This window comes from Micromonospora sp. M71_S20 (genome assembly GCF_003664255.1).
Classification (GTDB): Bacteria; Actinomycetota; Actinomycetes; order Mycobacteriales; family Micromonosporaceae; genus Micromonospora.
The window spans coordinates 489,272-512,069 of sequence record NZ_RCCV01000003.1 but is presented as its reverse complement, the minus strand read 5'-3'; the positions used below and the strand labels follow the sequence as shown (position 1 = coordinate 512,069).

20 protein-coding genes and 1 pseudogene are annotated in these 22,798 nt (G+C 74.2%); 6 read left to right on the top strand and 15 right to left on the bottom strand.

Annotation, left to right across the window (positions count from 1 at the left end; translation table 11 throughout):
- Positions 1-286: 286 nt before the first annotated feature.
- The 7 genes and pseudogenes from mraY to mraZ form a co-directional block, all read right to left on the bottom strand.
- Positions 287-1,414: a phospho-N-acetylmuramoyl-pentapeptide-transferase gene (gene mraY / locus DER29_RS27540; RefSeq protein ID WP_121400556.1), complete on the bottom strand. Its 1,128-nt coding sequence runs from the start codon at positions 1,412-1,414 to the stop codon at positions 287-289.
- Complete coding sequence (gene murF, locus DER29_RS27535) at positions 1,411-2,835, bottom strand: UDP-N-acetylmuramoyl-tripeptide--D-alanyl-D-alanine ligase (protein ID WP_121400555.1); 1,425 nt, start codon at positions 2,833-2,835, stop codon at positions 1,411-1,413. The genes mraY and murF overlap by 4 nt, the downstream gene beginning before the upstream one ends.
- Complete coding sequence (locus DER29_RS27530; RefSeq protein WP_121400554.1) at positions 2,832-4,394, bottom strand: UDP-N-acetylmuramoyl-L-alanyl-D-glutamate--2,6-diaminopimelate ligase; 1,563 nt, start codon at positions 4,392-4,394, stop codon at positions 2,832-2,834. Before DER29_RS27530 ends, murF begins: the two co-directional genes overlap by 4 nt.
- Positions 4,395-4,446: 52 nt before the next feature.
- The gene (locus tag DER29_RS27525; RefSeq protein WP_121400553.1) at positions 4,447-6,660 is read right to left on the bottom strand and encodes a penicillin-binding protein 2; all 2,214 of its coding nucleotides are present in this window, start codon (positions 6,658-6,660) and stop codon (positions 4,447-4,449) included.
- Positions 6,661-6,665: 5 nt separating this feature from the next.
- Positions 6,666-7,271 (bottom strand): septum formation initiator family protein, encoded by a 606-nt coding sequence (locus DER29_RS27520; protein WP_121400552.1) that lies wholly within the window; start codon positions 7,269-7,271, stop codon positions 6,666-6,668.
- A pseudogene (rsmH, locus tag DER29_RS27515) lies at positions 7,261-8,374 on the bottom strand (16S rRNA (cytosine(1402)-N(4))-methyltransferase RsmH). Before rsmH ends, DER29_RS27520 begins: the two are co-directional and overlap by 11 nt.
- Before the next feature lie 205 nt (positions 8,375-8,579).
- A complete protein-coding gene (mraZ, locus tag DER29_RS27510) occupies positions 8,580-9,011 on the bottom strand; it encodes a division/cell wall cluster transcriptional repressor MraZ (protein ID WP_121400551.1) in 432 nt (143 codons plus the stop codon).
- Positions 9,012-9,366: 355 nt separating this feature from the next.
- Here mraZ and DER29_RS27505 point away from each other — a divergent pair, with 355 nt between their 5' ends.
- The 4 genes from DER29_RS27505 to DER29_RS27490 are packed head-to-tail and all read left to right on the top strand — an operon-like array spanning position 9,367 to position 12,898.
- Positions 9,367-10,614, top strand: a complete 1,248-nt coding sequence (locus tag DER29_RS27505; RefSeq protein ID WP_121400920.1) for a MurT ligase domain-containing protein — start codon at positions 9,367-9,369, stop codon at positions 10,612-10,614.
- Positions 10,604-11,326 (top strand): type 1 glutamine amidotransferase, encoded by a 723-nt coding sequence (locus tag DER29_RS27500; protein ID WP_121400550.1) that lies wholly within the window; start codon positions 10,604-10,606, stop codon positions 11,324-11,326. Before DER29_RS27505 ends, DER29_RS27500 begins: the two co-directional genes overlap by 11 nt.
- A complete protein-coding gene (locus DER29_RS27495; protein WP_370040777.1) occupies positions 11,224-12,006 on the top strand; it encodes a TVP38/TMEM64 family protein in 783 nt (260 codons plus the stop codon). The genes DER29_RS27500 and DER29_RS27495 overlap by 103 nt, the downstream gene beginning before the upstream one ends.
- 7 nt (positions 12,007-12,013) lie before the next feature.
- Positions 12,014-12,898, top strand: a complete 885-nt coding sequence (locus DER29_RS27490; RefSeq protein ID WP_199729569.1) for a phosphotransferase — start codon at positions 12,014-12,016, stop codon at positions 12,896-12,898.
- 78 nt (positions 12,899-12,976) lie between these two features.
- On the opposite strand, the gene DER29_RS27485 is transcribed toward DER29_RS27490, so the two are convergent.
- Both DER29_RS27485 and DER29_RS27480 read right to left on the bottom strand, forming a co-directional pair.
- Positions 12,977-13,633: a response regulator transcription factor gene (locus tag DER29_RS27485; RefSeq protein WP_121400548.1), complete on the bottom strand. Its 657-nt coding sequence runs from the start codon at positions 13,631-13,633 to the stop codon at positions 12,977-12,979.
- Positions 13,630-14,865, bottom strand: coding sequence for a sensor histidine kinase (locus DER29_RS27480; RefSeq protein ID WP_121400918.1), 1,236 nt, complete (start codon positions 14,863-14,865; stop codon positions 13,630-13,632). The genes DER29_RS27485 and DER29_RS27480 overlap by 4 nt, the downstream gene beginning before the upstream one ends.
- Positions 14,866-14,997: 132 nt before the next feature.
- Between DER29_RS27480 and DER29_RS27475 the strand changes: the two genes are divergently transcribed.
- On the top strand, positions 14,998-15,912 hold the full coding sequence (locus DER29_RS27475) for an ABC transporter ATP-binding protein (RefSeq protein WP_370040675.1): 915 nt from the start codon (positions 14,998-15,000) through the stop codon (positions 15,910-15,912).
- The gene (locus DER29_RS27470) at positions 15,909-16,763 is read left to right on the top strand and encodes an ABC transporter permease (RefSeq protein WP_121400546.1); all 855 of its coding nucleotides are present in this window, start codon (positions 15,909-15,911) and stop codon (positions 16,761-16,763) included. Before DER29_RS27475 ends, DER29_RS27470 begins: the two co-directional genes overlap by 4 nt.
- A 116-nt stretch (positions 16,764-16,879) precedes the next feature.
- On the opposite strand, the gene leuS is transcribed toward DER29_RS27470, so the two are convergent.
- The 6 genes from leuS to DER29_RS27440 form a co-directional block, all read right to left on the bottom strand.
- Positions 16,880-19,720: a leucine--tRNA ligase gene (gene leuS / locus DER29_RS27465; protein WP_121400545.1), complete on the bottom strand. Its 2,841-nt coding sequence runs from the start codon at positions 19,718-19,720 to the stop codon at positions 16,880-16,882.
- Positions 19,721-19,917: 197 nt separating this feature from the next.
- Complete coding sequence (locus tag DER29_RS27460; RefSeq protein WP_121400544.1) at positions 19,918-20,307, bottom strand: monovalent cation/H(+) antiporter subunit G; 390 nt, start codon at positions 20,305-20,307, stop codon at positions 19,918-19,920.
- Entirely contained in the window at positions 20,304-20,561 is a 258-nt protein-coding gene (locus tag DER29_RS27455; RefSeq protein ID WP_121400543.1) for a monovalent cation/H+ antiporter complex subunit F, read from the bottom strand. The genes DER29_RS27460 and DER29_RS27455 overlap by 4 nt, the downstream gene beginning before the upstream one ends.
- Positions 20,562-20,565: 4 nt before the next feature.
- Entirely contained in the window at positions 20,566-20,973 is a 408-nt protein-coding gene (locus DER29_RS27450; RefSeq protein ID WP_121400542.1) for a Na+/H+ antiporter subunit E, read from the bottom strand.
- Entirely contained in the window at positions 20,970-22,436 is a 1,467-nt protein-coding gene (locus tag DER29_RS27445; RefSeq protein WP_121400541.1) for a monovalent cation/H+ antiporter subunit D family protein, read from the bottom strand. Before DER29_RS27445 ends, DER29_RS27450 begins: the two co-directional genes overlap by 4 nt.
- Positions 22,433-22,789, bottom strand: a complete 357-nt coding sequence (locus tag DER29_RS27440; RefSeq protein ID WP_370040775.1) for a sodium:proton antiporter — start codon at positions 22,787-22,789, stop codon at positions 22,433-22,435. Before DER29_RS27440 ends, DER29_RS27445 begins: the two co-directional genes overlap by 4 nt.
- Between the last annotated feature and the right edge of the window lie 9 nt (positions 22,790-22,798).

Genomic DNA, 22,798 nt, shown 5'->3' with positions numbered 1-22,798 from the left:
GCGGCACCTGGGGACCGGCGTCGTCCGGCCCCCGCGTCGCGGCGGGCGCGTCGCGCGCACCCCTGCCTCCCGCCGACCGCCCGGACGTCCCCTCCGCCGTGACCTCGATGCCTCGTCCCTCCCCCACCCGACCATCATGGCGGTTCCGCGGGGTCGCCACCGGCGCAACCGCCCGGTCGGCGTGTCGGGCTTGCGCCGGGGCGCGCGGAGCGTCCCCGGCGGCCGGACGCGCCGCGGGGCCCGGGCGACACGCGCCCGGGCCCCGCGGCGGGAACGGCCGGCCGGCTCAGGTCATGTTGGCGAGGAACTCGCTGTAGAACAGGCCCAGCGCGATGGCCACGCCGATGCCGGCGATGATCCAGAACCGGACCACGATGTTGACCTCGCTCCACCCGGCGAGCTCGAAGTGGTGCTGCAACGGCGACATCCGGAACACCCGCTTGCCGGTGGTACGGAACGAGATGATCTGGATCACCACGGACATCGTGATGATCACGAAGAGGCCACCGATGATCGGCAGCAGCAGGATCGTCCGGGTGGACATCGCCATGCCGGCGATGAGGCCGCCGAGGCCCAGCGCGCCGGTGTCGCCCATGAAGATCCGCGCCGGCGAGGTGTTCCACCACAGGAAGCCGACGCAGGCCCCGGCCGCCGCGCCGGCGATCAGCGCGATCTCCAGCGGGTCCCGGACGGCGTAGCAGTAGTCCTGGGTGTAGTTCGGGTCGGCGCACCAGTGCCGGTACTGCCAGAAGGCGATCAGCGCGTACGCGGCGAGGACCATCACCGAGGCGCCGGTGGCCAGGCCGTCGAGGCCGTCGGTGAGGTTGACGCCGTTGGTCGCGGCCATCACCACGAAGATGAAGATGACCACCGCACCGATCTTGGTGACGTCCAGCGCCGGGATGTCCCGGATGAAGCTGAGCGTCGTGCTGCCCACGGTCTCGGTGTTGGTCTCGGCCCCCGAGGCGTCGGTCATGGTGCTCGGGAAGTAGAGCGCCACGACGCCGAAGACCGCGCCGACCAGGATCTGCCCGAGCAGCTTGCCGCGCTTGTTGAGACCGCCGCTGTGCCGCTTGCGCACCTTGAGGAAGTCGTCGATGAAGCCGACCGCGCCGGAGAAGACCATCAGTCCCAGCAGCACCAGGGCGGTGATGGTCGGCTCGACCTGGGCGATCTGCGCGTCCGGCAGGGTCGTCAGGGCCAGGTGACCGGCCACGTACGCGATGACCGTGGCGAGGATGAACACCACGCCGCCCATCGTCGGCGTGCCCTTCTTGCCCTCGTTGCTGGCGAGCCCGAGGTTTGATCGGATCGGCTGGCCGGCCTTCAGCCGGGCGAACACCTTGATCGCGATCGGGGTGCAGAACAGCGAGACCAGGAAGGCCACCCCGATGGCGACGATGACCGCCCTCATGCGGCGCCGCCCCCCGTCGCCGTCGGGCCGGATCCGTCCCCGGCGGCGTCCGCGCGCAGCGCGTCGGCCACCTCCCAGGTGCGGTACCGGGAGCCCTTCACCAGGACGACGTCGCCCGGTCGTAACTCGCTGCGCAGCACCTCGACGGCCGCCGCCTGATCGGTGAGCAGCACCGACTCTCCTCCCCAGTCCCCTACCGATGTCGCGCCTTCGTGGATCGGCGCGGCCGGCTCGCCCACCACGAGCAGCCGGTCGACGCCCAGTTCGGCCGCGAGCCGGCCGACCTCGGCGTGCCCGTCGCGTTCGAACGGGCCAAGCTCGGCCATGTAGCCGAGCACCGCGACGGTGCGCCGCTCCCGCCCGATGCCGGTCAGCGCGCGCAGCGCGACCGCCATCGAGGCGGGGTTGGCGTTGTACGAGTCGTCGATCACGGTCACCCCGTCGGCGCGTTCGAAGACGTCCATCCGACGGGTGGAGACCAGCCCCATGGCGCCCAGCGCGGTGGCCAGCTCGGCCAGCGGCATGCCCAGTTCGCGGGCCACCGCGGCGGCGGCGAGCGAGTTGGACACCTGGTGCCGGCCGGTCAACCCGAGCCGCACCGGCGCGGTCCCCTCCGGGGTGACGAGGGTGTACGCGGGCCGTCCCCGCTCGTCCAGCGTCACGTCCTCGGCCCGCACGTCGGCGTGCGGCGCCTCGCCGTAGCGGACCACCCGGGCGACCGTACGCGAGGCCATCGCGTCGACCAGCGGGTCGTCGGCGTTCAGCACGGCCAGGCCGTCGGTGGGCAACGCCTCGACCAGCTCGCCCTTCGCCAGCGCGATCGTCTCCACCGAGCCGAACTCGCCGATGTGCGCCACCCCGACGTTGAGCACCACGGAGATCCGGGGCGGCACCACGTCGCAGAGGTAGCGCACGTGCCCCACCCCCCGGGCGCCCTTCTCCATCACCAGGTAGCGGGTCTCGGGCCCGGCCTGCAACGCCGTGTACGGGTGCCCAAGCTCGTTGTTGAACGACCCGGGCGGGGCGACGGTCGGGCCGAGCCGGGCGGTGAGCTGCGCGATCAGGTCCTTGGTGGTGGTCTTGCCCGACGAGCCGGTCAACCCGACGACGGTGAGCCCGGGCAGCCGGTCGACCACCGCGCGGGCCAGCCGGCCCAGCGCGGCCAGCGCGTCGTCGACCAGCACCATCGGCACGCCGGGCACCGCGCGGGTGCCGAGCACGGCCACCGCGCCGGCCGCCACCGCGCCGGCGGCGTAGTCGTGCCCGTCCACCTTCTCGCCCGGGAAGGCGACGAAGAGCGCACCCGGGCGCACCTTGCGCGAGTCGAACTCGACCGGACCGGTGACCCGGGCCTGCGGGTCGGCGCCGGCCAGCCGCCCGTCGACCGCCGAGGCGACCTCGGCCAGGCTGAGCGGGATCACCGCTGACCCGCCGGGTCGGCGAAGCGCGCCCGCAGCGCGTCGGCCAGCTCGGTGCGGTCGTCGAACGGGAGCACCTCGCCACCGATCTCCTGCCCGCGTTCGTGACCCTTGCCGAGCACCGCGACCACGTCGCCCGGCTCGGCCAGTCGGACCGCCGCGTCGATCGCCGTCCGGCGGTCGGCCACCTCCTCGACGCGGGCCGCCGTGCCGGCCCCCCGGGCGCCGGCGAGCACCTCGGCCCGGATCGCCGCCGGATCCTCGGTGCGCGGGTTGTCGTCGGTCACCAGCACCACGTCGGCTCCCTCCGCCGCGGCGGCGCCCATCACCGGCCGCTTGCCCCGGTCCCGGTCCCCGCCGGCACCGATCACGCAGATCAGCCGGCCGGCGCCGTACTCCCGCAGCGCCGCCAGCGCGGCGACGATCGCGTCCGCCTTGTGCGCGTAGTCGACCACGCCCCGGACCGGGCCGGGGGCGTCCACCAGCTCCAGCCGGCCGGGGACCCCGCCGCACGCGGCGACCCCGGCGGCGGCGGTCCGCGGGTCCACCCCGGCGGCGACCAGCGCGGCGATGGCCAGCAGGGCGTTGGCCACGTTGTGCCGGCCCGGCAGCGCCACGCCGGCCGGCAGGGTCAGCCCGTCCGGGCCGTGCGCGGTGAACCGCTGCGCGTACCCCTCGCCGCCGATCCCGTCGGCCCACCAGGTGGCGGTCGGGTCGCCGGCCGCCGAGTAGCTGACCGTCGCCGGGCCGTACAGCGACTTCAGCGCCGGGTCGTCGTGGTTGAGCACCTCGACCGCGCAGCGCCCGTCGAACAGCTGAGCCTTCGCGGCGAAGTAGTCCGCCGTGTCGGCGTGGAAGTCCAGGTGGTCGGAGCCGAAGTTGGTGTAGCCGCCGACCGTGAACCGGACCCCGCCGACCCGGCCCATCGCCAGGGCGTGGCTGGAGACCTCCATGACCACGGCGGTGACGCCGCGCTCGCGGGCGGCGGCCAGCATGGCGTGCAGGTCGGTGGCCTCGGGGGTGGTGCGCACGCTGTCGATCGCCAGGTCGCCGAGGCGGGTCTCGACGGTGCCGATCAGGCCGGTGGTGTGGCCGGCGGCGCGCAGGCCGGACTCGACCAGGTAGGCCGTCGAGGTCTTGCCGGCCGTGCCGGTCACCCCGATCACCGTCAGGCCCTCGGTCGGGTCGCCGTAGACGGCTGCGGCGAGGGTGCCCAGCGCCGCGCGCGGGTCGGACACCACCAGCGCCGGCAGGCCCGCCTCGGCCACCGCGGCGGCACCGGCCGGATCGGTCAGCACGGCCACCGCGCCGGCGGCCGCCGCGCCAGCGGCGAACTCCGCGCCGTGGCGGCGGGCGCCCGGCAGGGCCGCGTACAGGTCGCCGGGGCGGACCTCCTGGCTGGCGTGGGTCACCCCGGTCACCACCAGCTCGGCGGCGCCCTCCGGGGGCTCGACGGCGAGCCGGGCGGCGAGGTCGCCGAGCCGGACACCGATCACGGTACGGGGACGAGGATTGCCGGGCACGGCGTCAGACCCTACCCGGTCGTCCGGTTCCGGCCGCACTGCCGCCCCGGTGGTTCGTCCGCACTCACCGATGATGTCGCGGCGTGGCCGCTCAACGCGGATAGACCGTGAACTTCGGGGCCTTCTCCCCACTCGGCGGCACCCCGTAGTGACGCAGCGTGAACTGCATCATGTCCCGGAACGCGGGGGCCGCGATGTCCCCACCCCCGCCGGAGGGGGTGTGCGCGAAGACCGCGATCACGTAGCGCGGCTTCTCGGCCGGGGCCATCCCGATGAACGAGGCCACCTCGCCGAGCTGCTTACGCCCGTCGACCAGCCGCCAGCCGGTGCCGGTCTTGCCGGCGACCCGCCACTCGGGGATCGCCGCGGCCCTGCCGGTCGCGTCCTCGACCGTGGTGACCGCCTCCAGGATGTGCCGCAACGCGGCGGCGTTCTCCGGGCTGAGCACCGACCGGGTGACCGGTGCTTCGGTCGGCGTACGCTTCCCGTCCGGCCCGATCACCTCCTTGACCAGGCGCGGCTGCACGTACGTGCCGTTGTTGGCGATCGTCGCGTAGACGGCGGCCATCTGCAGCGGCGTGGCGTCCACGCTGTGCCCGATCGGCACCGACCCGGCCGACGACCCGCTCCACTCGTCGGCCGGCAGCAGCCGCCCGCTGGCCTCCCCGGGCATGCCCACCCGCGTCGGCTCGCCGAGGCCGAAGCGCTTCTGGTAGTCGATGAGCCGCTCCGGGCCGAGCTTGTCGGCGATCTGGATGGTGCCGACGTTCGACGAGTACGCCATCATGCCGGGCAGGCTCATCCGCTTCCCGTGCGCCTTGTGGGTGTCGGTGAACGGGGTGTCGCCCTTCATGATCACGTTCGCGATCGGCATCGTCGTGTCCGGGGTGATCACGCGTTCCTGGAGCGCGGCGCCGAAGGTGATCGCCTTGTGCACCGAGCCGGGGTCGACCACGAAGCTGGTGGCCGCGTCCTCCCGGTCGGTCGGCTCGCTCGGCACGGGCTTCGCGGCGTTGTAGGTGGGGTGGCTGGCCTGGGCCAGCACCTCGCCGGAGGGGATCTCGATCACCACGGCGGCGCCGGTGCTGCCCTTGCTCTGCGCCATGTGCCGGCTCAGCATCCGCTGCACCATGAACTGCAGGTCGCGGTCGATGGTGAGCTGGAGCGAGCTGCCCGGCTTGGCCTTCGTCGTCTCGCTGTAGCCGCCGGGGATCGGGGCGGCCAGGTCGCCGAGGCCGACCTCGTAGACCCGCTTGCCGTCCTTGCCCCGCAGCACGTCGTCGTAGCGGGCCTCCAACCCTTCCAACCCGACCATGTCCTGGCTGGTGAAGCCGAGCAGGTTGGCCGCAAGGTCCCCGCCGGGCACCTCGCGCCGCTCGTCGCGGTGGGTGTAAATGCCGGGGAGCTCCAGCGCCGTGATCTGCCGGGCCCGGTCGATGTCCACCCCCCGGGCGAGGTACTCGAACTGCGAGTCGACGCCGTTGACCCGCTTGCGGGGCTTCATCTTCTCGGCCAGCTCCGACGCCGGCATGCCGAGCAGCGGGGACAGCGCCTTGGCGGTGGCCTGCTGGTCCTCGATCTGGGTGGGGTCGGCGTAGACGTAGCGGGCCTCGACGCTGTGCGCCAGCGGGGCACCGTCCCGGTCGTAGATGGCGCCGCGCGCCGCCGGCAGGGTGACGGTGCGCAGCCGGTCGGTGAGGCCACCGCCGGCGTACGCCGGAGTCTCCACGGCCTGGAGGACGACCAGCCGGATGCCGATGACGGCGAAGAGCGTCAGGGTGAGCACGGTGCCCAGCCGCAGCCGACGCCGGGGATCGGCCAGCCGGGGCGGCTTCGGCGGCTTGCGCGACGGCCGCCGGGCGGCGGGACGGTCCGGCCGGCGCGCGGGGCGCGGCGCGGTGCGGCGGCGCGGCGCCGGCGGCTCGTCGTCGTGGCGCGGGGCGCGCGGCGTGACGGTGCGGACGACGCCGGAGCGGCCCGCCGCCTCCCGGCGGCCGGCCCGGCCGGCGCCCGCGCGCCCGCCGTCGAGGACCTGGAGGGCGGGGCGGAACGGGTCGCCCGAGCGGGTACTGCGCGGCGTCCTGCGCTGCTCGGCGGGGCCGGCGTCGGCGTCCCGCTCGGCGCGACCGCCGGCGCGCTGCTCGCGCACGGTGCGCCCGCGCGGGGTGTACGCCCGGGCGTCGGAGATGCCACCGACCCCCGGCTCGCCGGAGCGCGGCTCGCCGCCCCGGCCACCGGCGTTACGCGACGAACCGCGCCGGGAGCCTGTGGCGTCCCGGCGCGGTTCCTCCGATCTCGGCGGCACGGTCGTCAGCCTCCCGCGCCCTGCTGGCTGGTGATCGAGGGCTGGCCACCGGCCGGCTGCGGCACGCCGATGACCTTGCCGTCGGGCAGCCGGATGTAGGCCGGCTCGCCCGCCTCCACCAGACCGAGCTTGCGGGCCCGGGCCTCCAGGTTGCCCGGGGCCTCCGCGTCGGCGATCTGCTTGTTCAGCTGCTGCTGCTCCACGTCGAGCTTGGCCTGCTGCTCCTGGAGCTTCTCCAGCCGGAAGGCGTTCTCGTTGATCTTCGTGTTGACCAGCAGGATGCCGAGCACCCCGCCGACCACCAGCACCACGACCAGGGCGGCGAAGGGCGCCCGCGGCACCTTCACCGGCGGCGGCGGGGCCACCCGCAGCCGGGGCGGACGTGCCGTGACGGCGGCGTCCCGCTCGGCCGGCCGCAGCGCGGCGCTGCCCTGGGTCGGGAACTCGCGCGCCCCCCGGGCGCGAGTCTCCCCCTGCCGGTTCGCGCGGTCCGCCCGCGGCGCGCCGGTCCCGATGCGCGTGGCCCGCTCCGCCGCGGTCCGGCCCCCCGACCGCGGTGCGCGCTGCCCGCCGCCGGCGATGTCCCGGCGGTCGCGCTTGTCAATAGTCATGTCCCTCCCCCTCTTCGTCCGTCCCTGTCCCGTCCCCCGGGGTCCGTCGGATCCGTGTCGGATCCTCCGGACCCCGCCCCTGGTTGGTGCATCGCCTTGACCCGCCGGCGGTACCGTTCGCGGTCGGTACCCCCCTGCTGCGCCGCGTCCGGGTCGAGTCGCTCCGCGGCCCGCAGCCGCACGGACGCGGCCCGCGGGTTCGCGGCGACCTCCGCCTCCCCGGGCAGTTCGGCGCCCCGGCTGAGCAGCCGGAACGTCGGACCGGACCCGGGCAGTTCGACCGGGAGGTCGACCGGGCCCTTGCTGCGGACCCGGTCGCTGAGCGCCGCCTTGGTGAGCCGGTCCTCCAGCGAGTGGTAGGACAGGACCACCATGCGGCCGCCCACGTTGAGCTTGTCGAGCGCGGCCGGCAGCGCCGTCTCCAGCGCTGCCAGCTCCTTGTTTACCTCGATCCGTAAAGCCTGAAACGTTCTCTTGGCCGGGTGTCCCCCGGTTCGTCGGGCGGGTGCCGGAATCGACTCCCTGACCAGTTCGGCCAGCCGCGCCGACGAGGTGATCCGGCTCCGCTCGCGCTCGCGGATGATCGCCGAGGCGATCCGGCCCGCGAACTTCTCCTCGCCGTAGACCCGCAGCACGCGGGCCAGGTCCGGATGGGCGTACGTGTTGACCACCTCCTCGGCGGTCACCCCCCGGGTCTGGTCCATCCGCATGTCCAGCGGGGCGTCCTGCGCGTAGGCGAACCCGCGGTCGGGTGCGTCGAGTTGCAGGGAGGAGACGCCCAGGTCGAACAGGATCCCGTCAATCGCCGGGTAGCCCAGCCGACCGAGCACCTCCGGCAGCTCGTCGTAGACGGCGTGCTCCAGGTGGACGCGGTCGGCGAAGCGGGCCAGCCGGACGCGTGCGTGGGCGAGCGCCTCGGTGTCCCGGTCCAGCCCGATCAGCACCGTCTCCGGGTGCGCCTCGAGCACCGCCTCGGCGTGCCCGGCCAGGCCCAGCGTCGCGTCGACGTGGACCGTCCGCGCGCCCCGGCCCAGCGCGGGGGCCAGCAACTCGAGACACCGCTCGAGCAGCACCGGCACGTGCGTGCCGCGTAGCTCCCCCATGTCGACCCCCACTGGTGTGAAACCTTCGTCCTTCACGCGTCTGTCGTCGGACGACGCCGTGCCGTCGTACCGCCAGATCCCCATCCGCTCCCGCCCGTCGGAGGCCGCGGCCCTCCGATCGGATCGTGCGCCTGGCACCGGGGAAGGGGTGCCAGGAACTCGAAAGCGGGTGGAGATCTCGCAGTACGTCGGGCGCCGTCACGCCCTACAGACCGCCGGGCAGCACCCCCTCCTCGATGTCGGCGAAGTCGTCTTCGCTCTCCGCGAGATAGGTCTCCCAGGCAGCCTTGTCCCAGATCTCCACCCGGGTGCTCGCGCCGATCACGACCAGATCCCGGTCGAGGGCGGCGTAGGCCCGCAGGTGGGCCGGGATCGTCACCCGGCCCTGCTTGTCGGGCACCTCGTCGTGCGCGCTGGCGAAGAAGACCCGGCTGTAGGCTCGGGCCGCCTTGTTCGTCATCGGTTGCGCGCGCAACTGCTCCGCGATCCGCTGGAACTCGGGCATCGGGAAGGCGTAGAGGCAGCGATCCTGCCCTTTGGTGATCACGACACCCCCCGCCAACTCGTCCCGGAACTTCGCCGGGAGGATCAACCGGCCTTTGTCGTCCAGGCGCGGGGTGTGGGTGCCGAGAAACATCGGCCCAACCCCCTCGCCCTTGAGCGGCGTTCGCGGCGCCGCTGACCCCCCGGGCCGGTGGGCCCTCCCGGCCTCACCACTGCGCCCCACTCTACTCCACTTCCCTCCACCCGCAACCAGAATCGCCCGCGTGGCGCGGCCTTTTGGCGCGCAAAACCGCACGTCAACGGGGGTGGAGCGGAGTGGAGGGCCGCGGGGCCCGCCGGGCCGGTCCGCTTTCCGACATAGATCGACTCCGTCCGGCTGAGCGCGTTCCGACCACCCCGTCGGGTCACCCCGGCCGAACGGTTCGCCGTCGGCGGCGATCTGGCGGGGGCGCCGGTCCGGTAACCTCGCTCGGGTGACGGACGCGAAGATGCCCCTGCGGGCAAAGGTGGCCAGCTCGGTGTCGCGGACCGCCGCGGCGCTGTCGCGGGCCGCGGGGCGCGGTGACGGCTCCGTGATCGGCGGCTGGATCGGCCTGAAGATCGACCCGGACCTGCTGGCCCACCTGTCGGCCGGGCGTGCCATCGCCCTGATCTCCGGCACCAACGGCAAGACCACCACCACGCGGCTCACCGCGGCGGCGGTCGGGGTGCTCGGCCGTGTCGCCACCAACTCGTTCGGCGCCAACATGCCGACCGGGCACACCTCGGCGCTCGCCAAGGCCGGCAGCACGCCCTACGCGGTGCTGGAGGTGGACGAGCACTACCTCGCCCAGGTGCTGGACGCCACCGAGCCGCACGTGGTGGCGCTGCTCAACCTCTCCCGCGACCAGCTCGACCGGGCCAAGGAGGTCGCCATGATGGCGCAGCTCTGGCGCGCCGCGCTGGTCCGGCACACCAACGTGCGCGTCGTCGCCAACGCCGACGACCCGATGGTGGTGTGGGCCGCCACCCCGCCGCCCAACCACGACCACCGCATCGCCCCGCCGCACGTCACCTGGTTCAGCGCCGGGCAGCGCTGGCACGACGACTCCTGGGTCTGCCCCGAGTGCGGCTCCACCATCCAGCGCTCCGGCGACCAGTGGTGGTGCAGCGGCTGCCCGCTGCGCCGGCCCGAGCCGCAGTGGACGGTGGAGGACGACGGCGTGCTCGACCCGACGGGCGCCTGGCACAAGGTCAAGCTCCAGCTCCCCGGCAAGGTCAACGTCGGCAACGCCGCGACCGCGCTGGCCGTCGCCGCCGAGTTCGGCGTCCGGCCCGTGGACGCGGTGCTCCAGCTCGGCACCGTCACCTCCGTGGCGGGCCGCTACGCGCAGGTCGACCGGGACGGGCGCAACATCCGGCTGTTGCTGGCGAAGAACCCGGCCAGCTGGCTGGAGGCCTTCGACATGGCCGACGTCGCCCCGACACTGCTCTCCATCAACGCCCGGGACCCCGACGGGCTGGACACCTCGTGGCTCTTCGACGTCGACTTCGCCCCGCTCCGGGGCCGGCAGGTGCTGATCACCGGCGACCGCGCGTACGACCTCGCGGTCCGGCTGGAGGTCAACGACGTGCCCTTCCAGCATGTGCGGACATTCGCCGACGCCGTCCGGTCGGTGCCCCCGGGGCGCCTGGAGGTCATCGCGAACTACACCGCGTTCCAGGACATCCGAGCGGAGTTGGACCGTGTCAACTGAGAGCCTGCGCATCGTCTGGATCTACCCCGACCTGCTCTCCACCTACGGCGACCGGGGCAACGCCCTGATCCTCGCCCGTCGGGCACGGCAGCGCGGTTTCCCGGTCGAGGTGCTGGAGGTGCGTTCCGACCAGCGCCTGCCCTCCACCGCCGACATCTACCTCATCGGTGGCGGCGAGGACGGCCCGCAGGCGCTCGGCGCGCAGCGGCTGCTCGCCGACGGCGGCCTGCACCGGGCGGTCGCCCAGGGCTCGGTCGTGTTCGGGGTCTGCGCCGGCTACCAGCTCCTCGGCACCTCGTTCTTCGCCAAGGGCACCCTCTGCGCCGGGCTGGAGCTGCTCGACCTCTCCTCCGACCGGGGGCCGACCCGCGCCGTCGGCGAGCTGGCCGGCGAGATCGACCCGCGGCTGGGCGTGCCGGCGCTGACCGGGTTCGAGAACCACGGCGGGCGCACCCACCTCGGCCCGGGCGTCTCCCCGCTGGCCCGGGTCACCGCCGGGGTCGGCAACGACGGCGCCACCGAGGGGGCGTGGCGGGGCAAGCTGCTCGGCACGTATTCGCACGGCCCGGCCCTGGCCCGCAATCCCGCCCTGGCGGACCTGCTGCTGCGCTGGGCCACGGGGGCGCACCAGCTCCCGCCGCTGGACGACACCTGGCCGGACCGGCTGCGCGCCGAGCGCCGCGCCGCGGTGGCCGCCGCCGCCCGGGCATGATCCCCGCCGTCCGGCGGCTGCTGCGGCAGCCGTCGGCCGTCCGGTTCGCCCTGCTGCTGCTCCTGCTCGTCACCTTCGGGGCGGTGCTGCTCGTCGTCGACCTGCCCGAGGCGCACGAGCTGCCCCGGCTGGCCGACCGGCTGGGCGGCCTCGCCCCCGTGGCGGCGGTCCTCGGCGGGGCGCTGCTGCTGGTCGCGCTGGTCCCCCGGACCTTCATCACGCTCGCCTCGGGGGCGATCTTCGGTGCGCTGGAGGGCGCCGCGTACGCGCTGGGCGCCGCGCTGCTCGCCGCGGCGCTGGGCTTCGCGGTCGGCCGCCTGCTCGGGCGGGAGTTCGTCGCCGACCGGGTACGCGGCCGGCTGGCCCGGTTGGACGGCTGGTTCGCCCGGCAGAGCGTCCTCGGCGTGATCACCGTACGGCTGCTGCCGATCGCCGGCTTCGGGCTGGTCAGCTACGGCTACGGCACCACCGGCGCCCGGGTGCTGCCGTTCCTCGCCGGCAGCGTGATCGCCTCCGCGCCCACCGCGTTCGGCTACGCGGCGGTGGGCGCGGCGGTCACCTCCCCGGGCGACGTCAACTGGTTCGGCGCCGCTCCGGCCGCGCTCGGCCTCGTCGCCAGCGTGGTGCTGATCCGCCGCTGGTGGCGCGCCGAGCGGCAGCGCCGGCTCGGGCCGAGCTGAGGCCGGCGTGCGCAGCGGGTCGCCCGGAGCGGGCGAGGGCACCGGGCCGGAACACGAGGGGCGGCAGCCGAGCGGCCCCACCGGCCGCGTCGACCCGACCGTCGCCGAGGAGCGGCTGCGCGGCGGCTTCATCGCCGAGGTGGTCCGGGTCGGCGACACCGTCCGGCGTACGCCGCCGGAGAACGCCGAGTTCGTCGCCGCGCTGCTGCGGCACCTGGAGCGGGTGGGCGCGGACGTCGCGCCCCGCCACCTCGGCGCGGACGAGCAGGGTCGGCAGGTGCTCAGCCACGTCGACGGCCGGGTGCCGTGGCGGGACCGGGAGGATCCGGCGTACTTCGCCGACCCGGCGCTGACCCGGCTGGCCCAGCTGGTCCGGCGGCTGCACGACGCCTGCGCGGGCAGCCCGCTGGCCGGGGACGCCGAGACGGTCTGCCACCGCGACCTGTCCCCGAAGAACACGGTGTACCGGGACTCCCCCGCCGGCCCGCTGCCCGTGGCGCTGATCGACTGGGACCTCGCCGCGCCCGGCCGGCGGGTCGAGGATGTCGCCTTCGCCGCCTGGCACTGGGCGGCGCCGGGGCCGGGAGCCGACCCGGTGGAGCTGGGCCGGCGCGCCCGGCTGCTCTGCGACGCCTACGAGGCGGCCGGCACGGGGTCGCTCGCGCTGCCCCGCGCCGAACTGGTCGACGTGATGCTCGCCCAGATCGACGGGACCTGGCGCGGGATCGCGGCCGGCGCGGAGCGGGGCGACCCGGCCATGTGCCAGCTCCGCGAGGCGGGGGTCGCCGACATGGTGCACGGCTGGTACGACTGGCTGGCCGAGCACCGCCGGGTGGTCACGGCCGCGCTGCGCCGACCCGCTCCGCGCCGCACGGCGGCCACGCTTCGCTGACCGGCTCCGCGCCGCACTGACCGACGGCCATGCTGCGCTGACCGCCCGGAGCGCGCCCGCCCCACCCGGTCGCGCGCCTCATCCCGCCGGGGAGACCAGCCCCGCCTCGTAGGCGGCGATGACGAGGTGCACCCGGTCGCGGGCGCCCAGCTTGCTGAACAGCCGGGCCACGTGCGCCTTGGCGGTGGCCGCGCTGATCACCAGCTCGGCGGCGATCTCGCCGTTGGACAGGCCGCGGCCGACGAGCGTCAGCACCTCGCGCTCCCGCTCGGTGACGCCGTCGAGGGCCCGGGTCGGGGCGGCGGCGGCCGGCCGCCGGGCGAACTCGGCGATGAGCCGGCGGGTGACCCCGGGGGCGATCAGCGCGTCCCCGGCGGCGACCACCCGGACCGCGCCCAGGATGTCGTCCAGCGCCATGTCCTTGACCAGGAACCCGCTCGCGCCGGCGCGCAGCGCGGCGTGCACGTGTTCGTCGTCGTCGAAGGTGGTGAGCACGAGGACGCGGGTGAGGCCGCCGTGCGCGGTGATCGCGCGGGTGGCCTGGATGCCGTCCATGCCGGGCATCCGCAGGTCCATCAGCACCACGTCCGGCACGACCTCGCGGGTCAGCCGCACCGCCTCGGCCCCCGTGCCCGCCTCGCCGACGACGTCGATGTCGGGGGCGTCGGCGATGAGCACCCGCAGGCCGGCGCGGACCAGTGGCTGGTCGTCGACGAGCAGCACCCGGACGCTCACCGCTCCCCCGCCCTGGCCGGCTCCACCGCCGCCGGCGACACCGGTGACACCGCCGTCGACGGTGGCACCGGCAGCGACGCCGCCACCCGGAAGCCGCCCTCCGGGCGCGGTCCGGCGTGGAACCGGCCGCCGGCCAGGGCGACGCGTTCCCGCATACCCACGATGCCGTGCCCCTCGCCGCCGACCGCGCCGCCCCGACCGTCGTCGACGACCTCCACGGCGACCTCGTCGGGGGAGTGCGTGACGGTGACCCGGCACCGGTCGCTGCCCGCGTGTCGTACCACGTTGGTGAGCGCCTCCTGCACGATCCGGAACGCGGCGAGGTCGACCTCGGCCGGGACCGGCCGTCGTTCGCCGTCGCGCCGCAGGTCCACCCGCACCCCGGCGTCGGCCGCGGCGGCGACCAGCCGGTCGAGGTCGTCCAGCCCGGGCGTCGGATCCAGCGACGCCGACTCCGACTGCGGGCGGCGCAGCGCGCCGAGCGTACGCCGCAGGCCGGCCAGGGTGTCGCGGCTGGTCGCCTCGATGGTGGCCAGCGCGGCGCGCGCCTGCGCCGGCTGGGTGTCGATGACCCGGGCCCCCACGCCGGCCTGGATGGCGATCACCCCGATGCTGTGCGCGACCATGTCGTGCAGCTCGCGGGCGATGCGCAGCCGCTCGGCGGTGACCGCCTCGGCGGCGGCGTGCGACCGCAGCGCCTCGGCGTAGCCGCGCCGGGCCCGCACCGAGTTGCCGACCGTCCACGCGGTGACGACCGCCAGCACGGAAATCATGGCGCGGCTCACCGGGTCGGTCGAGGGGTTCACGAAGCTCGCAGTGATCTGCACGGCGAGCACCACGACGGCCACCGGCACCGAGACGCGGCGGGACCTCCTCGCCGCGATCAGCCCCGCCACCGTGTCCACCGCCAGGAACTGCGCGTACCAGATGTCGGCGAGGTAGCCGTCCTCCGGGACGTTGACGACCACGGTGACCACGCACGCCGCGACGAGCATCAGCGCCAGGGCCAGCACCGGCCGGCGCCGCAGCAGGCCGGCGGGCGGGGCCAGGGCCAGCAGCGGCACCAGATAGCGCTCGGAGAGCCACCAGTCGCCGAACCCCACGCCGTTGCGGCTCGACGCCACGACCGGGGCCATGAGCACGGCGACCGGCAGCACCGCGACGCCGATCCAGGGCAGCGCCGCCCGCGCCAGCGCCGGGGCGCGGCGCGGCGGCGGTGCGGTCGCATCCATGCCGCACACGGTAGCCAGCCCGCCGTCGCCCGGCATCGGCCCACGGGCGTACGCCCCGGGGCGGGTCACCGGCGGCCGGGTGTGGCCGCCGGGGCGACGCCCCGCCGCCCGCCGCCGGGCAGCGTGGGTGGAGTGATCGAACTGAACGCCCTGACGAGACGGTACGGCCGCACGACGGCCGTCGACGACCTCACCCTGACCGTGCGCCCCGGCCACGTGACCGGGTTCCTGGGCCCCAACGGGGCCGGCAAGTCCACCACGCTACGGATGATCATCGGGCTCACCGCGCCGACCAGCGGCACCGTCACCGTGGACGGGGTCCGGTTCGCCGACCGGCCGCGCGGGCTGCGCCACGCCGGCGCGCTGCTCGACGCCGGGGACGTGCACGGCGGGCGCAGCGCCGTCGCCCACCTGTCGGCCCTGGCCCGCAGCAACGGCATCGGGCGCGCCCGGGTCGACGAGGTGCTGCGGGAGGTAGGCCTGTCCGCCGTCACACGGCGGCGCATCGGCGGCTTCTCGCTCGGGATGCGGCAGCGGCTCGGGATCGCCGCCGCGCTGCTCGGGGACCCGCCCGTACTGCTCTTCGACGAGCCGTTCAACGGCCTCGACCCGGAGGGGGTGCGATGGGTACGGGACCTGTTCCGGCGGCTGGCGGCCGAGGGGCGCACGGTCTTCGTCTCCAGCCACCTGATGAGCGAGATGCAGAACTGCGTCGACCGGCTCGTGGTGATCGGGCGGGGCCGGCTGATCGCCGAGCAGAGCCTCGCCGAGTTCGCCGCCGGGAACACCCGGGCCGCCGTGACCGTCCGTACGCCCGACCGGGCGACGCTGTCCGCCGTGCTCACGGCCGAGGGCGCGCACGTCCGGCCGGACGACGCCGGGGCGCTCGTCGTGACCGGCCTGACGGCCGCGCGGATCGGCGACCTCGCGCTCGCCCACGGCGTCGGACTGCACGAGCTGACCACCCGTACCGCCTCGCTGGAGGAGGCCTTCATGGCGCTCACCGCCGACAGCGTCGAGTATCTCGCCGGGGAGGGGACCCGATGACCGCCGTGACCGGGCCGACCCGCCGACCGATTGTGACCGGGGCGCCGGCCCGCTTCCGCGACCTGCTGGCCGCCGAGTGGATCAAACTCTGGTCGCTGCGCTCGACCCGCTGGACGCTGCCGCTGGTCCACCTGTTCGTGGTCGGGGTCAGCGTCAACGCCAGCCTCGCCGACCACCGGAACTGGCCGGCGTACCCCGAGGGGCGCCGGGAGATGTTCCGCCTGTACGGGCCGGTGCGCGACGCCTTCCCCGAGGCCGGCTACCTGCTGCTGATCCTCGCCTCGGCCACCATCGGCGCACTGACGATCGTCGGCGAGCACCAGAGCGGGCTGATCCGGGCCACGTTCGCCGCCGTCCCGGCCCGCCGCGCGGTGGTCGCGGCGAAGGCCGCCGTACTTGCCGGGGTCATGCTCGTGTTCGGCACGGTCACCGCGGCGACCTCGTTCTGGGTGTCCCAGGCGATCCTCGCCGACCGGGGCGCCGGCTGGTCGATCGGCGAGCCGGGCGTGCTGCGCGCCGTCGCGGCGAGCGCCGTGCTGGTGCCCGTGTGCGCGCTGGTCGGAATGGGTCTGGGCGCGCTCACCCGACACGCCGCCGGGGCCGTGGCCGCGGCCACGTCGGTACTCGTGCTGGTGCCGATGGCGGTGGACAGCGACGAGCACCGGTGGATCGCCGAGCTGTACAACGCCCTGCCGCTGACCGCCTGGCTGCGCCTGATCGAGGTGCACCCCGACGTGCTCAACCCGGACCCGTACCCGGCCACCGTCACCGGCTCCTGGCTGACCCTGGCCACCTGGTCCCTCACGGCCACCCTCACGGCGATCACCCTCACCCACCACCGCGACCCCTGACCCGCCCCGCCCCGCCCGGCGCGTCGATCATGCAGTTCCGGTGGCCGGTTCATCCCGGCCCGGGGACTTCGTCCCCCACCACAACTGCATGATCGACGCGCGGGTCAGAGGGCGGGTCAGGCCACTACGGAGACCATGCGGCCCTTGATGACGATGACCTTGCGGGGTTCCTTGCCGGCCAGCGAACCGGCCACCGCCTCCAGGGCCGCCGCGCGGACGGTCTCCTCGGACGCGTCGGCGGGGACCTCGACGCGGCCCCGCACCTTGCCGTTGATCTGCACCGGGTAGGTCACCGTCTCCGCCACCAGCAGCGCCGGGTCGGCGGTCGGGAAGTCCGCGTACGTCAGGGAGGTGTCGTGCCCCAGCCGGCGCCACAGCTCCTCGGCGACGTGCGGGGCGAACGGCGCCAGCATCAGCACCAGCGGCTCGGCCACCTCGCGCGGGGTCTGCGCCAGCCGGGTCAGCCCGTTGGTCAGCTCGATCAGCTTGGCGATCGCGGTGTTGAACCGGATCGCCTCCATGTCGCCGCGGACCCCGTCGACCACCTTGTGCAGCAGCCGCCGGGTCGCCTCGTCGGCGGGCGCGTCGGTGACCCGCAGCGCGCCGGTCTGCTCGTCGACGACCGCCCGCCAGACCCGCTGCAGGAACCGGTACGACCCGACGACCGCCCGGGTCTCCCACGGACGGGACACCTCCAGCGGACCCATCGACATCTCGTAGACGCGGAACGTGTCCGCCCCGTACGCGGCGCACATCTCGTCTGGCGTGACCACGTTCTTCAGGGACTTGCCCATCTTGCCGTACTCGCGGTCGACCCGGGTGTCGCCCAGGTAGAAGCCGCCGTCGCGCTCGGTGACCTCCTCGGCCGGCACGTAGGCGCCCCGGGCGTCGGTGTACGCGTACGCCTGGATGTAGCCCTGGTTGAACAGCTTGCGGAACGGCTCGAACGACGAGACGTGCCCCAGGTCGTACAGCACCTTGTGCCAGAACCGCGCGTACAGCAGGTGCAGCACGGCGTGCTCGGCGCCGCCGACGTACAGGTCGGTGCCACCGCAGTCGCCCTCGCCGCGCGGCCCCATCCAGTACGCCTCGTTCTCCGCGTCGACGAAGCGCTGCGAGTTGGTCGGGTCCAGGTAGCGCAGCTCGTACCAGCACGAGCCGGCCCACTGCGGCATCACGTTGGTCTCGCGGGTGTAGCGCTTCGGGCCGTCGCCCAGGTCCAGCTCCACCTCGACCCAGTCGCGCCGGCGCGACAGCGGGGTCTCCGGGTTGCTGTCGGCGTCCTCCGGGTCGAACGTGCGCGGCGAGAAGTCGTCCACCTCGGGCAGCTCGACCGGCAGCATCTCCTCCGGCAGGGCGATGGCCGCTCCGGTCTCGTCGTACACGATGGGGAACGGCTCGCCCCAGTAACGCTGCCGGGAGAACAGCCAGTCGCGCAGCCGGTAGGTCACCGCGCCGGTGCCGTGCCCGTTGGCCTCCAGCCACTCGATGATCCGGGCCTTCGCGTCGGCCACCCCCAGGCCGTTCAGGTCCAGGCCGCGCTCGGGCGCGGCGCTGTTGATCGCCGGACCGTCCCCGGTGTACGCCTTGCCGTCGAAGCCCTCCGTCGGCTGCACGGTACGCACGATCGGCAGCTCGAAGACCTCGGCGAACGCCCAGTCCCGCTCGTCCTGGCCGGGCACCGCCATGATCGCGCCGGTGCCGTAGCCGGCCAGCACGTAGTCGGCGACGAAGACCGGGATCCGCCCACCGGTGACCGGGTTGGTGGCGTACGCCCCGACGAAGACGCCGGTCTTCTCCTTCGTGTCGGCCTGCCGCTCGACGTCGGTCTTGGCCGCCGCCGCCTTGCGGTACGCCTCCACGGCCGCGCGCGGGTTGGCGTGCCCGCCGGTCCACGCGTCCTTCGTCCCCTCGGGCCAGGCGGCCGGCGTCAGCGCGTCGACCAGCTCGTGCTCGGGGGCCAGCACCATGTACGTGGCGCCGAAGACGGTGTCCGGCCGGGTCGTGAACACCCGGATCGGCGCGACCGTGGTCGGGAAGTCGACGTGCGCGCCGGTGGAGCGGCCGATCCAGTTGCGCTGCATCAGCTTGATCGGCTCGGGCCAGTCCAGCGCGTCCAGGTCGTCCAGCAGCCGGTCGCCGTACGCGGTGATGCGCATCATCCACTGCTTCAGGTTGCGCTTGAAGACCGGGAAGTTGCCGCGCTCGGAGCGGCCGTCGGCGGTGACCTCCTCGTTGGCCAGCACGGTGCCCAGCCCCGGGCACCAGTTGACGGGCGCCTGCGAGACGTACGCCAGCCGGTGGTCGTCGACGACGGCCCGGCGCTCGGCCACGGACAGCTCCGCCCACGGTCGCCCGTCGGGCGTGGGCCTGTTGCCGCCCTCGAACTCGGCGATCAGCTCGGCGATCGGGCGGGCGCGCTTCGCCCCGGTGTCGTACCAGGAGTTGAAGACCTGCAGGAAGATCCACTGCGTCCAGCGGTAGAAGTCGGTGTCGATGGTGGCCACCGAGCGGCGCTCGTCGTGGGCCAGGCCCAGCCGGCGCAGCTGCGCCTTGTAGCGCTCGATGTTGGCCACGGTCGTGGTCCGCGGGTGGGTGCCGGTCTGCACCGCGTACTGCTCGGCGGGCAGGCCGAACGCGTCGAAGCCCATCGCGTGCAGCACGTTGCGCCCCGCCATCCGCTGGTAGCGGGCGAAGCAGTCGGTGCCGATGTAGCCCAGCGGGTGCCCGACGTGCAGGCCGGCGCCCGACGGGTAGGGGAACATGTCCAGGACGTACAGCTTCTCCGCCCCGGCGCGGGGGTGACCGGGGTCGGCCAGCGGGCCGGTCGGGTTGGGGGCGTGGAACGTCCCCTCCCGCGCCCAGACGTCCTGCCAGCGCTGTTCGATCTCCTCGGCCAGGGCCGCGGTGTACCGGAACGGCGGCACGTCGCTGGCCGGTGCGGCTGCCTCACTCATGGCGTCTCTCCTCGATCCGCTGTTCGTCGTACCGCGGGATGCGGGTCGGTCTCGTCCGGTAGGCACAAAAAAACCCCTCGCGCAGGAGGGGCGGCCGTGCTGTCGCGGATCAGCGCGTCAGCACGGCTCGGTAAGGAGCAGACCGGCCACGGACATACCCGCAGTCTACCGTCGGCGGGAACGCGACGGCGACGCGGTTACCCACCCGTTGGCCCGCCGGTCGTCTCGCCGCCCGGCCGCTCACCCCCGGGACGTGGGCCGGGCTCGACGTCGGCGAGGTCGTCGTATCGGGTCAGTGCCGCCAAAGGACTGCCCGCCCGGTAGGACGCCACAGTCAGCGCGTAGCCGCCCACCGGCGCGCTGACCAGTTGCAGTCCGATCGCCACGGCGACCACCACCGCGCTGCGGGCGTCGAAGACCAGCACCAGCACCCCCAACAGGACGCACACCAGGCCAAGGCTCGCCGCCTTGGCCACCGCGTTCATCCGGTGGTAGACATCCGGCAACCGGAGCAGACCGAAAGCGCTCACCGCGATCAGCCCCGTGCCCACGAGCAGCGGAATCGCCGCCAGCACGGTACGCATCAGCGCGACCGCCGGTGCACCAGACGGGCCAGGGCGACCGTGGCCAGGAAGGCCACCAGGGTGCCGGTCAGCACCAGGTCCAGCAGGGCCGGGAAATCCAGCCGGGCGGACAGCACGGCCACCGCGGCCAGGATGACGAAGAAGGCCAGGTCCAGGGCAGCCGCCCGGTCCGCATCCGTCGGGCCGACGGTCAGTCGCCAGATCACCGGCAACGCCGACAGCCCGAGGACGACGAGCGCCACGTCGAGCAGGAACACGTCCTCACCTCCCATCCACGTCGCCGACCGTGGGCGCGGACGTCGTCGGCTCCCGGCCGACGGGCCGCACGGCCAGCAGCAGCTTCCGCTCAAGTTCGACGATCTCGCGGCGGAACTCGTCCGGATCGTCGGCGTACATGCCGTGCACGAAGAGCACTGGTGGGGCCGTCCGGACGGCCACCGTGAGAGTGCCCGGGACCAGCCCGACGCAGAGCGCCGTCAGCGCCAGCTCGGTGCTGCTCGCCTCGATCAGCGGCACCCGCACGATCGCCGGGCACAGCCGCCAACCCGGGGTCAGGATCTCCCGGGCGACCACCAGGTTGGCCACCACCACGCGGGCCCCGAACCATCCGAGGAAACGCAGTATCCGCCCGGCCCGCACCACCGCCCGCCGTCCCGCGCCCACGCTCATCGGCCGTTCACCGCCTCCAGGTAGGCGTCGGGATCGAGCAGACCGGCCGCCGCCGTGTCGGCCAGCCCGAGGAGGGGTTCGGCCACCGGGCCGAGCAGCAACGACACGACTGCCAGGGTCAACGCCGGCAGCACCGTCCGGGCCAGCGGGCGGGGCCCGGCGGCCTCCTCTCGGCCGAGGGGCTCCCCCCAGAACGCCGAGCCCCAGATCTTGAGCATCGAGGCCAACGTGAGCAGGCTGACGCCGACGGCCACCGCCACCGCCACCCATTGCCCGGCGTCGGCCACCGCCCTGATCAGCAGGAACTTCGCCACGAATCCGGAGAACGGGGGAAGTCCAGCCAGGGAGAGGGCGGCACCGGCGAAGGCCAGCGCCAGCACGGGATGCAGGCTGGACAGGCCACCGAGCCGATCCAGCCGGTCAGTGCCGTGGTTGGCGTGCACCGCCGCGGCGCAGAGGAACAGCGCCGTCTTCACCAGGATGTACTGCACGAGGTAGAAGACCGCCGCAGCCAGGCTCGCGGCCGTGAACAGAGCCAGTCCCAGCAGGACGTACCCGATCTGGCTGACCATGTGGAAGGTGAGCACGCGGCGCATGGTGGCCTCACCGAGCGCGCCAAGCACCCCGACCACCATGCTGAGCAGCGCGGCGGCGCCGATCACCCAGTGGTACGCCGGATCGCCGTCGTACACGAGCGCGTAGACCCGGATCAGGGCGTAGAGGCCGACCTTGGTGAGCAACCCGGAGAAGAGCGCGAGCACCACGGGCGGCGCCTCGGGGTAGGTCCTGGGCAGCCAGTCGTGCCAGGGCACGACGGCGCTCTTGACCGCCAGCGCCAACAGCACGACGGCGGCGGCCACGGCCACCGTGGGCGAGGTGCGCGCGGCAGCCGCCAGGTCGCCGAACCGCACCGTCCCGGTCACCCCGTAGACCAGCCCCACCCCGGCCAGCAGGATGGTGGAGGCGAGCAGGTTCATCGCCACGTAGACCCGGGCGGCGCCGAGCCGGGTGGCGCCGCCGCCCAGCGCGACGAGCGCGTAGGACGGCACCAGCATGACCTCGACCAGCACGAACAGGTTGAACAGGTCGGCGGTGAGGAAGGCGCCGTAGGCGCCGGCCGACAGCACGAGAACCAGCGGCACGAAGAGTGGATCGTTGTCGTCGCCGGATGCGGCGGCCGTGGCGAGGCAGGCCAGCACCACCGCCGCGCAGACGGTGACCATCAGCGCGCCGAACGCGTCGGCCGCGAAGCCGATCGCCACCAGGGGGTGCCAGCCGCCGATCCGCTCGGCCACGACCGTGCCGTCCCGCGTGGCCACCAGCAGCGCCACGGCCAGGAAGAGGACGGCGGCGGTCACGGCGAGGCCCGCCACCCGGTGCGCCGTCCGGCGGCGTGGCGCGGCGAGCAGTACCGCGGCGGTCAGCAGCGGACCGGCGAACGGCAGGACCAGCAGCCGGCTCACCGTTCGTCCCCGCCCTCGGCGCCCACGTCGTCCTGCCCGTCCTCGGTGGCGCAAGGGTCCTCGGCGGTCCCCTGCTCGCCACCTCCGGTCGGTCCGTCCACGCTGAGCAGTCCGAGCAGGTAGAGCGTGATACCGAAGCTGATCACGATGGCGGTCAGCGCGAATGCCTGCGGCAGCGGGTCGGCCATCTCCTCGCCGCCGCCTTCGAAGGCGGGCGTGCGGCGATCCAGCCCGCCAGCGGAGAGCAGCAGCACGTTGACCGCGTGGCCGAGCAGGAGGAACCCGAGAATCACCCGGAGCTGGCCACGCTGGAGCAGCAGGTGCACGGCGGCGGCGACCAGCACGCCGACCATGACGGCGGC